This window comes from Kribbella steppae (genome assembly GCF_004342025.1).
In the GTDB taxonomy this organism is placed as follows: Bacteria; Actinomycetota; Actinomycetes; order Propionibacteriales; family Kribbellaceae; genus Kribbella; species Kribbella steppae.
The window spans coordinates 275,495-289,932 of record NZ_SLWN01000009.1 but is presented as its reverse complement, the minus strand read 5'-3'; the positions used below and the strand labels follow the sequence as shown (position 1 = coordinate 289,932).

At 68.8% G+C, this 14,438-nt stretch carries 13 protein-coding genes and 1 riboswitch; of the genes, 10 read left to right on the top strand and 3 right to left on the bottom strand.

Features of this window, described 5'->3' with window-relative positions; genetic code table 11:
- Nucleotides 1-36: 36 nt before the first annotated feature.
- Nucleotides 37-891, bottom strand: a complete 855-nt coding sequence (locus tag EV652_RS27025; protein WP_132212033.1) for an alpha/beta fold hydrolase — start codon at nt 889-891, stop codon at nt 37-39.
- Nucleotides 892-957: 66 nt separating this feature from the next.
- On the opposite strand from EV652_RS27025, the gene EV652_RS27020 reads away from it, so the two are divergent.
- Nucleotides 958-1,503 carry a TetR/AcrR family transcriptional regulator gene (locus EV652_RS27020; protein WP_132212032.1) on the top strand — a complete coding sequence of 182 codons (546 nt, stop codon included), beginning with the start codon at nt 958-960 and terminating at the stop codon, nt 1,501-1,503.
- Between the two features lie 10 nt (nt 1,504-1,513).
- Entirely contained in the window at nt 1,514-3,583 is a 2,070-nt protein-coding gene (locus EV652_RS27015; protein ID WP_132212031.1) for a prolyl oligopeptidase family serine peptidase, read from the top strand.
- A 41-nt stretch (nt 3,584-3,624) separates the two neighbouring features.
- Here EV652_RS27015 and EV652_RS27010 read toward each other — a convergent pair whose 3' ends face one another.
- Nucleotides 3,625-4,989 carry an aminotransferase class V-fold PLP-dependent enzyme gene (locus EV652_RS27010; protein ID WP_132212030.1) on the bottom strand — a complete coding sequence of 455 codons (1,365 nt, stop codon included), beginning with the start codon at nt 4,987-4,989 and terminating at the stop codon, nt 3,625-3,627.
- A 16-nt stretch (nt 4,990-5,005) separates the two neighbouring features.
- A riboswitch (SAM riboswitch) is annotated at nt 5,006-5,119 on the bottom strand.
- Nucleotides 5,120-5,212: 93 nt separating this feature from the next.
- On the opposite strand from EV652_RS27010, the gene EV652_RS27005 reads away from it, so the two are divergent.
- The 8 genes from EV652_RS27005 (at nt 5,213) to EV652_RS26970 (ending at nt 13,852) form a co-directional block, all read left to right on the top strand.
- Nucleotides 5,213-5,728, top strand: coding sequence for a DinB family protein (locus EV652_RS27005; protein WP_132212029.1), 516 nt, complete (start codon nt 5,213-5,215; stop codon nt 5,726-5,728).
- Between the two features lie 240 nt (nt 5,729-5,968).
- Nucleotides 5,969-8,605 carry an FtsK/SpoIIIE family DNA translocase gene (locus EV652_RS27000; protein WP_199238423.1) on the top strand — a complete coding sequence of 879 codons (2,637 nt, stop codon included), beginning with the start codon at nt 5,969-5,971 and terminating at the stop codon, nt 8,603-8,605.
- Nucleotides 8,606-8,755: 150 nt separating this feature from the next.
- Nucleotides 8,756-9,322: a hypothetical protein gene (locus tag EV652_RS26995; RefSeq protein WP_132212028.1), complete on the top strand. Its 567-nt coding sequence runs from the start codon at nt 8,756-8,758 to the stop codon at nt 9,320-9,322.
- A gap of 116 nt (nt 9,323-9,438) precedes the next feature.
- Nucleotides 9,439-10,194 (top strand): helix-turn-helix domain-containing protein, encoded by a 756-nt coding sequence (locus tag EV652_RS26990; RefSeq protein ID WP_132212027.1) that lies wholly within the window; start codon nt 9,439-9,441, stop codon nt 10,192-10,194.
- A 308-nt stretch (nt 10,195-10,502) separates the two neighbouring features.
- Nucleotides 10,503-12,233 (top strand): MiaB/RimO family radical SAM methylthiotransferase, encoded by a 1,731-nt coding sequence (locus tag EV652_RS26985; protein ID WP_132212026.1) that lies wholly within the window; start codon nt 10,503-10,505, stop codon nt 12,231-12,233.
- A complete protein-coding gene (pgsA, locus tag EV652_RS26980) occupies nt 12,230-12,853 on the top strand; it encodes a CDP-diacylglycerol--glycerol-3-phosphate 3-phosphatidyltransferase (RefSeq protein WP_132212025.1) in 624 nt (207 codons plus the stop codon). Before EV652_RS26985 ends, pgsA begins: the two co-directional genes overlap by 4 nt.
- Before the next feature lie 77 nt (nt 12,854-12,930).
- The gene (locus tag EV652_RS26975; protein ID WP_242002032.1) at nt 12,931-13,401 is read left to right on the top strand and encodes a CinA family protein; all 471 of its coding nucleotides are present in this window, start codon (nt 12,931-12,933) and stop codon (nt 13,399-13,401) included.
- A 163-nt stretch (nt 13,402-13,564) separates the two neighbouring features.
- Complete coding sequence (locus tag EV652_RS26970; RefSeq protein ID WP_132212023.1) at nt 13,565-13,852, top strand: helix-turn-helix domain-containing protein; 288 nt, start codon at nt 13,565-13,567, stop codon at nt 13,850-13,852.
- Between the two features lie 44 nt (nt 13,853-13,896).
- On the opposite strand, the gene EV652_RS26965 is transcribed toward EV652_RS26970, so the two are convergent.
- A complete protein-coding gene (locus EV652_RS26965) occupies nt 13,897-14,358 on the bottom strand; it encodes a DUF4262 domain-containing protein (protein WP_132212022.1) in 462 nt (153 codons plus the stop codon).
- Nucleotides 14,359-14,438 lie beyond the last annotated feature (80 nt).

Genomic DNA, 14,438 nt, shown 5'->3' with positions numbered 1-14,438 from the left:
CGGGATGCCGCCCACCGGGGCCGGTGGGTACGACGCTCAGCGTCCGAAGAACTCCATGACTCGCTTGGTGACCTCGGCAGGCTGATCGTCGACGACGAAGTGGGACGCCTCGTCGACGACCTCGATGCGCAGGTCGTCGACGTACGGCTCGTAACCGTGCAGGAACTCGAGCCGCACGTTCGGGTCGTCGGCGCCGAGTAACACCAGGGTCCGCGTGGTCAGACGCTGGTCTTTGTACTTACCGCGCAGCATCGCCGTTCCGGTCGGCTGGATGAAATGCCGGTACAGCGCAGACCCGGCCAGGGCGCGCTCCGGTTGCCGCGCCCGTTCGGCGAAGATCTCCCTGTCCTCGTCGCTCAACCCGGTGGTGAACCCCGTCAGCAGGTGGCGCGTCAGCCACCCGCGTAACGCCCACGGACCGAGCCCCGGCACCGGTACGACGAGGTTGAACCAGGCGTGCCGCAGGAGGCTACGCATCATCGCGCCGTCGAAGTCGATGTACGGCGGCGGGATCGCGATCGACACGTGGTCGCGGACGCGCTCCGGATGCTGCAGGCACAGCAGGTACACGACGATCCCGGACCAGTCGTGCGCGATCAGGCGCACCCGATCGAGGTTCAGCGCATCCAGCAGCGCGAGGAGGTCGGCGAGCAACTGGTCGGCGGTGTACCCGTCGCGCGGTGCGTCGGTCCAGCCGGCGCCACGCAGGTCGGGGCAGATCACACGGTAGTGCTGAGCGACTGTGGGAATGACGTCGCGCCATTCCCACCAGTGCTGCAGAAAATCGTGGAGCATCAGGACAGGTTCGCCGCTGCCGGCTTCGGTCACATGCATCCGGAGTCCAGGCAGGTCGACGAAGGTGTGGGTCACCCCATCGAGTGTCGGAAGCATGCCACCGACGGTACTACGATCATAGTAGTCGGCGCTAGACTTTGGCACTACGTCTATAGTGACCGGATGACGCCAACGCGTGTCCGCGCCCTGGACGCCGCCATCGAACTGCTCGGCACCGAAGGGTTACGCGCCCTTACTCACGCGCGCGTCGACGACAAGGCCGGCCTGCCGAAGGGCTCGACCTCGAACTACTTCCGGACTCGTGCCGCGCTGCTGACCGGGGTGGCCGACCGGATCGCCGAGAGCGAGAACCAGGCGCTCGGTACGGCGTTCAACCCGGCCACGGCCGAGGAGTTCGTCGACACGATGTGCGGTCTGTTCGACTACCTCACCCGGATCAATCGCGTGCGGACGACCGCGCGGCTGATCCTGTTCCTGGAGGGCAGCCACGACCCGGTCGTCCGGGAGGCGCTGTCGCGCGGCCGCGAGGCGATCGAGGGGACCGCCACCGCAGCGCTGGCCGAGCTCGGGGCACCCGACCCCCGCGAGGCGGCCCGGGCGATCGCGGCCGCCTCCGAAGGCCTGATCCTGCATCGGATCGCTCGTCACGATGACGTCGATCCCCGGCCGACGTACGAACTTCTGCTGAAAGTCGCACTCGCCGGTTAGGTTTGTCCGCATGACCTATCCGGAGAGCCGCCGCGACGATGTGGTCGAGACGCTGCACGGGCATCAGATCGCCGATCCGTACCGCTGGCTGGAAGACCCCGACTCACCCGACACCGTCGACTGGGTCCGCAGGCAGAACGAGTTCACCGAGGCGGAGCTGTCCGGGTATGCGGAGCGGGGCTGGTTCCAGCGCACGATGTCCGCGATCCTGGCCCGGCCGCGGGCCGGCGTACCGGTGCGGAAGTCCGGCTGGTACTTCGTCGGCCGGAACGACGGCACGCAGGCGCAGGACGTCGTGTACGTCGCCGAGTCCCTCGACGAACTGCTCTCCGCCGGCCGGGTGCTGATCGATCCGAACACGCTGTCCGCCGACGGCACCGACTCGCTGGGATCGTTCACGGTCAGCCCTGACGGCAAGTACTTCGCTTACGGCATCAACGAGAGCGGCAGCGACTGGACGACGTTCCGGCTGCTCGACATCGCCACCGCCACGCCTGTGGACGACGAGGTGACGGGGGCCAAGTTCTGCGAGGCCACCTGGTTGCCGGACAGTTCGGCGTACCTCTACCTGCATTACCCGGCGAGCGGTCGCAGTGAGGGCACCGAGACGAAGACGCTCGCCGGCGGCCGGCTGATGCTGCACAAGGTCGGTACGTCGCAGTCCGAGGACGAGCTGGTGCTCAACTTCCCGGACAACGACCGCTACTTCATCACGCCCGAGATGTCCGAGGACGACCGCTATCTCGTCGTCCACATCACCGAAGGCACCGACCCTGCCACCCGGCTGTGGGTCTTTCCGATCACCTCCGACGGGCTCGGCGAGCCGGTCAAGGTGGTCGACTCGTTCGACGACGAGATCGCGTTCGTGCGGATGTCCGGGGATCAGTTCGTACTGCGGACCGATCGTGACGCTCCTCGTGGTCGTGTGGTGCTCGCGTCTCTCGATGGGCAGTTCACTGACCTGATCCCGGAGGGTTCGAACACCCTGCAGGCGGTCCGCGGTACGGCTGCCGGGCTGGCGACGTTGACGCTCGTGGATGCGCAGCCGGTGCTGACGTTGTACGCGCTGGACGGCTCCGGTGCGCGCGTCGTGGATGCGCCGGGCGGGGGAGTGGTCGGTCTGAACGCTTCACCGGAGTACGACGACATCTTCGTCGGCCTGTCGACCGCCACGGACCCGACGCTCTCGTACCTCGTCTCGGCCTCGTCCGGCGACGTACGTGCGCTGCCCGAACTCGTCCGCGGGTCGGGTGGGTTCACGTCGCCGACGATCACGGTCGAGCGGCGGCTCGAGCCCGGTCGCGAGGTGCCGTACTTCGTCATCACCCGCTCCGACCTGGACTTCTCGTCACCCCGTCCGACCATGCTCTACGGGTACGGCGGCTTCCGCATTCCGATCCTGGCCGAGTACCGGCCGGGCTGGCCGGCGTGGCTGGCAGCAGGCGGTGTGCTGGTGATCGCGAACCTGCGCGGCGGTGGTGAGTACGGCAGCGACTGGCACGAGGCCGGACGACTGAAGAACAAGCAGAACGTGTTCGACGACGTCATCGCCGTGGCAGAGCACCTGCGGGACACCGGCGTGACCACTCCGTCGCAGCTGGCCCTTCACGGCCGCAGCAACGGCGGTCTGCTGGTCGGTGCCGCGATGACGCAGCGCCCGGACCTGTTCGCGGCCGCATTGCCGGGCGTCGGCGTCATGGACATGCTCCGGTTCCACCTGTTCACAGTGGGAGCCGCATGGGCCTCCGACTTCGGGCACCCGGACGATGCGGAGCAGTTCGAGGATCTGCTGGCCTACTCGCCACTGCATCGGTTGCGCGACGGTACGGCGTACCCGGCGACCCTCGTGGTCACCGGTGACCACGACGACCGGGTGGTGCCGCTGCACAGTCACAAGTTCATCGCCGCGTTGCAGCATGCCCAGTCCTCGGCGGAGTCCGATCCCGGACCCGTCTTGACCCGGATCGAGGTCAACACCGGTCACGGCTTCGGCAAACCCGCCGCGATGGTCGCGTCGGAGTGGGCGGACCTACTGGCGTTCGCTGCTCACCACGTAGGTCTGGTTCCTCCTGAGCAGTAGGAGGGCTGCCTGGGCGCGTGTTGTCACCCTGGGGCGTGTGGTCACCAGATCCGCGGGGCTTGGAGATCACGAGGGTCGTTGGCCGGCTGACAGCCGTGCGCGGACTCCTCGTACTCCGACCGCGGTCCGCTGGTGGCCAGCGCCCGTACGGCGTTGACGAGACGGTCGACGTGCTCACGCGTCGTCCCGAGGCCGAGGCTCGCCCGGATGGCCGTGCCGTGCTCGGGGGAGTCGGCGAGGAGGTGGCCGACCAGCGGGTGCGCACAGAACTTGCCGTCGCGGACACCGATCCCGTACTCCGCGCTCAGCGCCGCGGACACCAGGGTCGAGGTCAACCCGGCGACGGTGAAACACACCGTGCCGACGCGGTCCGCCTCCTGACCGAAGATCGAGTACGTCGTGACGCCGGGGATCTGAGCGAGACCGGTACGGAGCCGGGCGAGCAGGCTGCGCTCGTGCTGCTCGATCGCGTCGCGATGCTTGCTGATCGCCGCACAGGCCGAGGCCAGCGCGATCGCGCCGATGACGTTGGGGGAGCCGCCCTCGTGCCGGGCCGGTCCGGTCGCCCAGACCACCAGGTCGTTGGTGACCGCGGTGGTGGCGCCGCCGCCGTACAGGTAGGGCTCAGTGGCGTCCAGCCAGTCCGCACGGCCGATCAGGGCGCCGGCGCCGTACGGGGCGTAGAGCTTGTGGCCGGACAGCGCGACCCAGTCGACGTCGAGCGTGGCGATGTCGACCGGCCGGTGCGGGGCGAGCTGCGCGGCGTCGAGGCAGACCCGGGCGCCGTGGGCCTTGGCGACGGCAGCGATCTCCGCGATCGGGAAGATCTCGCCGGTGACGTTGGACGCGCCGGTGACGACGACGAGCCGCGGGCCCTCGGGTGCTTCGCGCAGCGCGTCGGCGACGCTGGTGACAGCCTCGCTCTGACTCGCCGGCGCGGCCAGCCGGATGGTCCGCTCGGCCGGCCAGGGGAGGAGCGCGGCGTGGTGCTCGGACTCGAACACGATCACGGTGGCGTCCGCGGGCACCGCATGGGCGAGCAGGTTGAGCGCGTCGGTCGTCTGCCGGGTGAAGATCACCTGGTCGTCCGCACGGGCGCCGACGAAGGCGTGCAGTTCGGCGCGCGCCCGCTCGTACCACTGGGTGGTGATGCGGGACGCGTACCCGTTGCCGCGGTGCACCGACGCGTACGACGGCAGTGCCGCTTCGACGCTGGCGCGGACCGACTCCAGGCACGGCGCGCTGGCCCCGTGGTCGAAGTTGGCGTAGTCAGTGACCCGGCCGTCGGCCAGCGGGACCAGCAGGTCCGACCCGACCGTGGCGGGGATGCTGCCGGTGGCGAGCCGGGCGACCGTCGGCCGCAGCGTCGTCGTACTGGCAGGCTCGAGGATGGAGAGGATCGACATGGTGCAACTCCCGGGAAGTCCGCGCTTGCCGAACGGGGTATCCGCACGGCCTGGTCTTCACCCGGGGCACCCCACCGCGGAGGAGGGTTGCCGGCCAGCGAGCCGGGGCTTGACGCTGGCACTCATGACCTGCCGATGACGGTAACGAACGGGATACGCAGTACGCCAGTGGCTATCTCATGTGATGAGATAGCCGAACACATCGTGGACAGTGAGGGAAGGCATGACCTGGAGAGCACCCGCCGTCGACCGTCCGGACGGTTCGCTGACCGCGCCCGAACGCGAGCTGCTCCAGGGATATCTGGACTTCTATCGCACCACCTTGCTGTTCAAGTGCGCCGGCCTGACCGCCGAGCAATTGGCCGAGCGTCCCTCGCCGCCCTCGAATCTCTCGCTGCTCGGGCTGATCCGGCACGCGACCAAAGTCGAGCGGATCTGGTTCCGGATCCACTTCGCCACTGAGCCCGCCGAGCCGGTGTTTCCGTTGGAGCTCGGCAAGGACGCGGACTTCGAGCTGATCGATCCGGCTGACGCGCAGGCGGCGTACGACGGATTGATCGCGGAGTGGAAGCTGTCCGACGAGGCCGCTGCCGGGCGCGCGCTGGACGACCGGTTCACCTTCGGCGGCACGGAGTCGACGCTCCGGATGATCTACATCCACCTGATCGGCGAGTACGCCCGGCACTGCGGGCACGCCGATCTCATCCGCGAACAACTGGACGGGACCACCGGCGCCTGAGCGGGGCGGGCAGGGTTGGTTGCCTAGGGCGACGACCTCTGGCTCTACCGCTGGTTCCGCCGCACCACGCCGCATCCGGTCGCCCCGACGGCCCTGGTCCCGTCCTGGGCCCGGTACGTCGTGGCCTGGCACGCCGTACGACTGGACAGGCTGCGTTGGGGCGGTGACGCTACGGATGGGGCAGTGTGATCGGCGTGTGACACGTGTGACTCGAGAGGTAATCGGGGTAGCCTGCTAAGCATGGCGACCCGCACGTCTTCCCCGGCGCGGGCGCAGAAGTCGGCAGCCAAACGGCCGAGCACGGCACGTTCGGCTGCTGGTGGACGCTCCCGTCCGTCAGGCGCCCAGAAGCGTGGGCAGAGCGCGAAGCGCGGTGGATCCACCGCCGCGCGGACCAGCACGCCCAAAAGCAGCGGACCGGGCCCGTTCGCGGCCGCCATGATCGCCGTCGGTCGCGGCATCGTGAAGATCTGGATCGGTATCGCGCACCTGCTCGGCAGCATGGTCCGCGGGATCGGCAACGGCGCCCGCGACCTCGACCCCGAGCATCGCCGTGACGGTGGCGGCCTGTTCCTCATCGGCCTGGCGGTCGTGGTGGCCGCTGCCATCTGGTGGGACCTCCCCGGGGCTGTCGGCAAGGGCATCCGGACTGTCGTCGGCGGCAGCGTCGGCATGCTCGGCTGGGCCGTCCCGCTGATGCTCCTGTTCATCGCGCTGCGCACCCTGCGCCACCCGGACCGCAACGGCCCGGCCGGTCGGCAGGTGATCGGCTGGACCGCCGTCTCGCTCGGCGTGCTCGGTCTGGTCCACATCGCCAACGGTCTGCCGCGTCCCGGCAACCCGGCCGACGGTCCGCTCCAGGAGGCCGGCGGCGCCATCGGGTACGTCGTCTCCTCGCTCTTGTCCGACCTGCTCACCCAGTACGTCGCCGCACCGCTATTGGTGCTGCTCTCGATCTTCGGCGCCCTGGTGATCACCGGTACGCCGGTCTACGCGATCCCACTCCGGGTCCGCGCGGCTTTCGACGTACTGATGGGACGTACGGCGCTGCCCGAGGACGCACCGTCGGTCGTGGCCGCACCGACCGACGACACCGTGCGGTTGACTCGCAAGGAGCGCCGGGCCAAGGCGGCCGCTCTGGACGAGGACGGCGAGCCCACGATCAAGCCGTACGACTCGCCGGTGCTCGAGGGGCGTGAGCTCACCAAGCGCGGCCGCAAGTCCAAGGCGGCCCCTGTTCCTGAAGAGGACGCGTACGACGTCGATGGGGATGCCGCCGCTGGAGCCGGCGCAGCGGTCCTCGGCATTGCCGCCGGTGCCGGCGGCGGTCCCACCAAGCCGGAAGCGGCGCCAGAGCCGCCTCCGCACACGCCGATCCCGCAGCGGGTGGAGCAGCTCAGCCTGTCCGGCGACATCACGTACACGCTGCCCGACGGGCAGACGCTCAAGCCGGGGTCGGTGCACAAGGCGCGGACCAAGGCGTCGGACGCGGTGGTGGATCGCCTCACCGAGGTGTTCGAGCAGTTCGGCATCGACGCGCAGATCACCGGCTACACCCGCGGCCCGACGGTCACCCGGTACGAGGTCGAGCTCGGCTCGGCGGTGAAGGTCGAGAAGGTCACCGCCCTGAGCAAGAACATCGCCTACGCGGTGGCGTCGGCCGACGTGCGGATCCTGTCGCCGATCCCGGGCAAGTCCGCCATCGGCATCGAGATCCCGAACACCGACAAGGAGATCGTCAGCCTCGGCGACGTGATCCGGTCGGCGACCGCGCGCAACGATCACCACCCGATGGTGGCCGGCCTCGGCAAGGACGTCGAGGGCGGCTTCGTGGTCGCGAACATGGCGAAGATGCCGCACCTGCTGGTCGCGGGTGCCACCGGTTCGGGTAAGTCGGTGTTCGTCAACTCGCTGATCACTTCGGTCCTGATGCGGGCCACGCCGGACGAGGTGCGGATGATCCTGGTCGACCCCAAGCGGGTCGAGCTGAACCACTACGAGGGCATCCCGCACCTGATCACGCCGATCATCACCAACGCCAAGAAGGCGGCCGAGGCGCTGCAGTGGGTCGTCCGCGAGATGGACATGCGGTACGACGACCTCGCGGCCTTCGGGTTCCGGCACGTCGACGACTTCAACAAGGCGGTCCGCGGCGGCAAGGTGAAGCCACTGCCGGGCAGTGAGCGCGTGCTGACGCCGTACCCCTACCTGCTCGTGATCGTCGACGAGCTGGCCGACCTGATGATGGTCGCCCCGCGCGACGTCGAGGATTCGATCGTCCGGATCACCCAGCTGGCCCGCGCGGCCGGTATCCACCTGGTGCTCGCGACCCAGCGGCCGTCGGTGGATGTCGTCACCGGTCTGATCAAGGCGAACGTGCCGTCGCGGCTGGCGTTCGCGACCTCGTCGCTCGCCGACAGCCGGGTCATCCTGGACCAGCCGGGTGCGGAGAAGCTGGTCGGCCAGGGTGACGGCCTGTTCCTGCCGATGGGCGCAAGCAAGCCGATGCGTATCCAGGGCGCCTGGGTCACCGAGTCCGAGATCTGCTCGGTGGTCGAGCACTGCAAGGAGCAGCTGCAGCCGACGTACCGCGAGGACGTCACCGCCGTGGCCGGGCCGAGCAAGGACCTCGACGACGAGATCGGCGACGACCTCGACCTGGTCGTCCAGGCGGCCGAACTGATCGTTTCCACGCAGTTCGGCTCCACGTCGATGCTGCAGCGTAAGCTCCGGGTCGGTTTCGCCAAGGCGGGCCGGCTGATGGACATCCTGGAGAGCCGGGGTGTGGTCGGGCCGAGCGAGGGTTCCAAGGCCCGCGACGTGCTGGTGAAACCCGACGACCTAGAGGACTTCATCGCCACCCTGCGAGGAGAGTGACGTGCCCACCCCTTGGAAGCCCCGTAACACCGAGGCCCCCATCGCACCCGCCGTCCCGCCCCCACCGCACGGCGTCAGTCACCCCGCCCCAGCCCACCAACACCACCTCCTCCCGGTTATGCGGCGGCTCGTTTGGGAAGGAGCGTGAGTGTGACTGCTGCTAGTGCCCTGCACAGGGAAGATCGCTTCGACCTCGAACCCGAGCCCGTGCCGTTCACCGTTCGTGCCTCCCAGAAGGTGCACGGCGGGCTTGCCCTCGGCTCCGCCATGGTCGCCGTCGGCTTCGCCACGTCCGCATCCAGCAGCCCGACCGGCGTACTGCGCTGGATCGCCGCAGCCGCGTTCGCCGTACTGGCGCTCGTCTGCGCGCGAGCGCTGACGGTCGGGGACATGCTGGTGGCCGACGACGTCGGGATCCGGCTGCGGATCGGCAGCGAGTGGATCGGAACCCGCTGGGAGGACATCGACCAGGTGACGGTGCTGAAGCGCCGGCACCTGCTGGACGACGGCAGGATCGCCGTCCATCTGCAGGATCCCGGACCGATCCTGGGCGCCATGCCGAGTTCGACTCGCAAGACAACTGATGCGAACCGTCGGTTGACCGGCTCGTCGCTCGCGGTACCGTTCGGGTTGACGGCTCGGCCGTCGAACGGGGAAGTGGTACAGGCACTGCACATGCTGGCGGATGCCAGGTGTCCGGTCAGGGAGCAACTCTGACTCGTCCGTGACCCTGTCGCACGAAGGCCGTTGAGTTGATGTCGACGGTCCAGCTGTCGGCATTTCGATGTCGACAGTCCGCCAAATAGTCGGGCGATGGAGAGGACGGTGGGGACGTGAGCATCGGCAGCGAGCTCACGGCGGCGCGCGAACGGGCCGACATGACGATCGAGCAGTTGAGCGCCGCGACCCGGATCAGAACCGGCCTGCTCGCCGCCATGGAGGCCGACGACTTCTCCCGCTGTGGTGGCACCTTCTACGCCCGCGGCCACATCCGCGCGATCGCCCGCGTGGTCAAGGCCGACCCGGCGCCGCTACTCGCGTCCTTCGACGCCGAGCACGCGGTCGAGGAGGACAAGTCCCGCCGCGAGGAACGCGTCGCGGTCAAGCGCCCGTCCCTCCACCCGGCCCGCCCGCGCTGGGCCGTCGTGGTCGGCGCGATCCTGGTCGGCCTGATGGGCTGGGGCATGGTCCGCCTCTTCACACTGCCCAGCGACGTCGAGGCGAACGCGTCCAAGACCGCCACCTCGACCCCGGCCGTCACCACCGCGACCCCGAAGGCGACCCCCACGCCGACCGTCAAACCCACCAAGAGCAAGCCGACGAAGCCTCCGGTCCCGACCAAGACCAAGCTCACCCTCACTGCCAAGGGCGACGGCTCCTACGTCACCGTCCGGGACAAGAAAGGCAAGCGCCTCTTCCAGGGCCTCCTCGGCCCCGGCACGTCCCAAACCGTCACCACCACCGGCGAGTTCCGCGTCTCCGTAGGCGACCCAGGCAACCTGTCCGTCACCGTCAACGGCCACACCCACTCCATCAAGCTCTACCGCTTCACAGCCCACCCCAACGGCACCATCACCAAACCCGAATAGCCCACACCCAGGCCGCACGACCGCCGTCGGCCGCCCCACCTAGCCGCACGCCGCCGGGGCCACGCCTGCACCGCAATCCGATCGGCGACCCAGGGGTCCCGCTACCACCACCGCCCTCCACCACGTGCGTCAAGCACCGCAACCCACCACGCGCGCCCGCCCCAACACCCATCACAGCTCCTGGGTGGACCCCGCCACTGCAGTGCTTCACCACGTGCGGCACGCATTGCCAGGACCGGGTTGTCGGGCCGTGTGAGATGTGCTGGTGAGTTAGGTGGGGGAGTGGGCGGCGCGTCATACTCGGGGGGATGACTACGACTCCCACCACCGTCGCCCTGGTCACGCTGGGCTGTGCCCGCAACGATGTCGACTCCGAGGAACTGGCCGGCCGGCTCGAAGCCGGTGGGTTCCGGTTGGTCGAGGACGCCGCCGAAGCGGACACCGTGGTGGTGAACACCTGTGGCTTCGTCGAAGCCGCCAAGAAGGACTCCGTCGACACCCTGCTCGCGGCCGCCGACTACAAGGAAGCCGGTCGCACCCAGGCCGTCGTCGCAGTCGGCTGCCTCGCCGAGCGGTACGGCGACCAGCTCGCCGAAGCCCTCCCCGAAACCGACGCGGTGCTCAGCTTCGACGACTACGCCGACATCTCGGACCGCCTCCGCTCGATCCTCTCCGGCACCAAGCACCAACCCCACGTCCCGCGCGACCGCCGCAAACTTCTCCCGCTGGCCCCCGCCGACCGCGCCAACTCCTCAGGCGTAGCAATCCCCGGCCACGGCGACCACACTCCTCAGCAGCTCAAGGGCAGGACGACCCCGGGAGCACCCACCTCAGCCGACCAACCAGGCACAGCATCCAACGGTGCATCCGCCACACCGGCCGGTGCTCCGGCAGCGGGCGGCCCGGCCGCAGGTCCTGCGAGCGTGCTCAACGGCCCATCGACCGCGGCGAGGCGTGACAGTACATCGGCCGACTCCGGCTCTGGGAGCGACCTCGAGCTGAAGATCGAAGCGCCTGATCTGCAGTCGGCGCCGGCGAGCGGCCCCCGGGTTATGCGACGCCGGCTGGACGGCGGCCCGATGGCGCCGTTGAAGCTGGCGTCCGGGTGCGATCGTCGGTGTGCGTTCTGCGCGATCCCGATGTTCCGCGGTGCGTTCGTCTCACGCCGGCCGACCGAGGTACTCGGCGAGGCGCACTGGCTCGCGGAGAACGGCGTACGCGAGCTCTTCCTCGTCTCCGAGAACTCCACCTCGTACGGCAAGGACCTCGGTGACCTGCGCCTGCTCGAGACGCTCGTCGGCGATATCGCCGAGGTGCCAGGTATCACCCGCGTCCGAGTCTCGTACCTGCAGCCCGCAGAGATGCGTCCGACCCTCATCACCGCGATGACGTCCACGCCTGGTGTGGTCCCGTACTTCGACCTCTCCTTCCAGCACGCCTCCGGTCCGCTGCTGCGCCGCATGCGCCGCTTCGGCGACGCGGAGCGCTTCCTGGAGCTCATCGCCCAAGTCCGCGCGGCCGCACCGTCGGCCGGCATCCGCAGCAACGTGATCGTCGGCTTCCCGGGGGAGACCGAGGAAGACGTCGACATCCTGTGCGACTTCCTTTCCCGCGCCGGTCTCGACGCGATCGGTGTGTTCGGCTATTCGGACGAGGACGGCACCGAGGCCGAGACGTACGACGGCAAGCTCGACGAGGACACCATCGCCGCCCGCCTGGACCGGGTCACCCGCCTCGCCGAAGACCTCACCTCCGCCCGAGCCGAATCCCGCATCGGCGAGCTCCTCGAGATCCTCGTCGAGTCCATCGATGCCGACGGCGCCGAGGGTGTCGAGGGCGCGACCGCCGAGGGGCGGGCGGCCCATCAGGGCCCGGAGGTGGATGGGTCTACCTCCGTAACTGGGCTTCCGGACGGGGTACGAGTAGGTGATTTGGTGTCGGCGAAGGTGGTCGGGAGCGATGGTGTTGACCTGATCGCCGAGTTCGCGGCACTCGTGAGCACCCAGGACGGCCGTCGGGCAGCTAACCTGACCGCGTGACCAACCCGCCGACGAACCCGGTGCCGCGCGCTGCCTCCGGTGCGCTCAGCGCGCCGAGCGCGTGGAACGTAGCCAACGCGCTCACGGTCCTGCGGCTGGTCCTGGTACCGCTGTTCGTCTGGCTGCTGCTGCGTGACGGCGGCACCGACGACGGCAACCGGCTGCTCGCCACCGCCGCGTTCGTGGTCGCGATCGTCACCGACCGGTTCGACGGCGACATCGCGCGCCGCTGGAACATGGTCACGAACTTCGGCAAGATCGCCGATCCGATCGCCGACAAGGCGCTCACCGGAGCCGCGTTCATCGGGTTGTCCATCCTCGGCGAACTGCCGTGGTGGGTGACCGTGGTGGTGCTGGTCCGCGAATGGGGCGTGACCCTGCTGCGGTTCTGGGTGATCCGGCACGGCGTGATGCCGGCCAGCCGAGGCGGCAAGCTGAAGACCGTCCTGCAGGCGATCGCGCTGGGCCTCTACCTCCTTCCGTGGCAGTCGGTGGCGATCATCCACTGGACCGCCGTCGCATTCATGGGCGCCGCCGTGATCGTGACCATCGTCACCGGCCTCGACTACGTCGGCCGCGCCCTCCGTCTCCGCGCCGCCGCCAAACGTCCCCTCCCATGACCTCAGACCCAACGGGTGCCCCCAAGCCATCGGGCGGGAGTGGCGAGCTGGTTGGTGGGGAGCGGGAGCTTGAGGTTGTGCTGGATCGGTTGGTTGGGGTGCTGAAGCGTCGGGGGGAGACGCTGGCTACGGCGGAATCGCTCACCGGTGGGATGGTCGGCGCGGCGCTGACCGACGTACCTGGGGTCTCCGCTGTGTACCGCGGCGGTGTGATCGTCTACGCCACTGATCTGAAGGCCAAGCTTGCGGGCGTGCCTGACGAGCTCCTGGCCGCTGTGGGGCCGGTTCACCCGGACACAGCTGCCGCACTTGCCACCGGCGTACGGGAGCGGCTGGACGCCACTTACGGGCTCGCCACGACCGGTGTGGCCGGCCCGGACCCGCAGGCAGGGGTGGAGGCCGGCACTGTATACGTCGCAGCCGCTGGACCAGAGGCCGTCGAGGTGCGCAAGCTAGAGCTAAGCGGGGATCGGACAGCCATCCGCAGGGGGAGTGTGCAAGCCGTTCTGGAACTTGCTGCGGCTTTGGTGGCGGAAGAACTCGACTGACCGGAGTGTTGAGACCAGCATGGGGACAGGTAGGGCAGACTGGCACGGCGCACCGAAGGTGGACATTGCGAGGAGTAGTGACCCAGCAACGGGTACCGTTGGTTCCTACGGTCGAGCTACCGTGCGAGTAGAGACGACCGGACAGGCGGAAGGGAGAAACCTCATGGTGCTGGTTCGTGGCCTGCTGGGCGACGTCCTGCGGCGTAAGCGGCTGCGCCAGGGGCGCACCCTCCGCGAGGTGTCCGCCGATGCCCGAGTGAGTCTGGGCTACCTGTCCGAGGTCGAGCGCGGTCAGAAGGAAGCCTCGAGCGAGCTGCTCGCGGCGATCTGCATGGCGCTGGAAGTTCCGTTGTCGACGATCTTTGCCGAGGTCAGCGAAGACCTGGCCCGTGAAGAGGCCCTGGTCCTGACGCACCCGACCATCGAGCCCGAGGTCGCTTCCGCCGCCTGACCGAGCCGCGTGGCGCTCCGCCGCGTGAGAGCCGGTTGGGCGTGTCATCGCTCGTCCTTTCCGCGTGTCGTGGCTGTTACGGCCGCCTGGAACAGTCCATTCCGGCTCGGCCAGATCAGCTGCAAGGCCGGGATCGGACCCTCGCCGGGCTGCCGGAACATTGTGTTCGCCGTGAACAGGTGTGTCGCCGAGTCGGGGAAGCGGAGCAACTCCGCCCGATCCGGCGGTGGGAAGTACGCCGTGAGGTCGTCGCCCTCGTCGAACACCTCACCCCTCTGCACCGCCCACGCCAACGGTTTGACACCGAGGTAGACCCAGTCCGGGTCGGGATCGAAGACGATGATCTCCGGGTGGCCGTACAGGCTGAGACCCAGCGTGTACCCGAAGGCTGGATTGCGTACGCCGTCTCCCGCAATGAACTGCATGGTCCAGCCGTAGGTCTGGATGTTCCGCTCCAGCCGCTCCGAGTACTGCTCGTCAGTCAGACCGCCGCACAGGTCACACATGACCCTCTCCTCTCTCGCTCGAACAGGTGTTCGATATGCCGGAGAAGATATCCGCGTTCCGCCCCGTCGCTGCGGCTGTC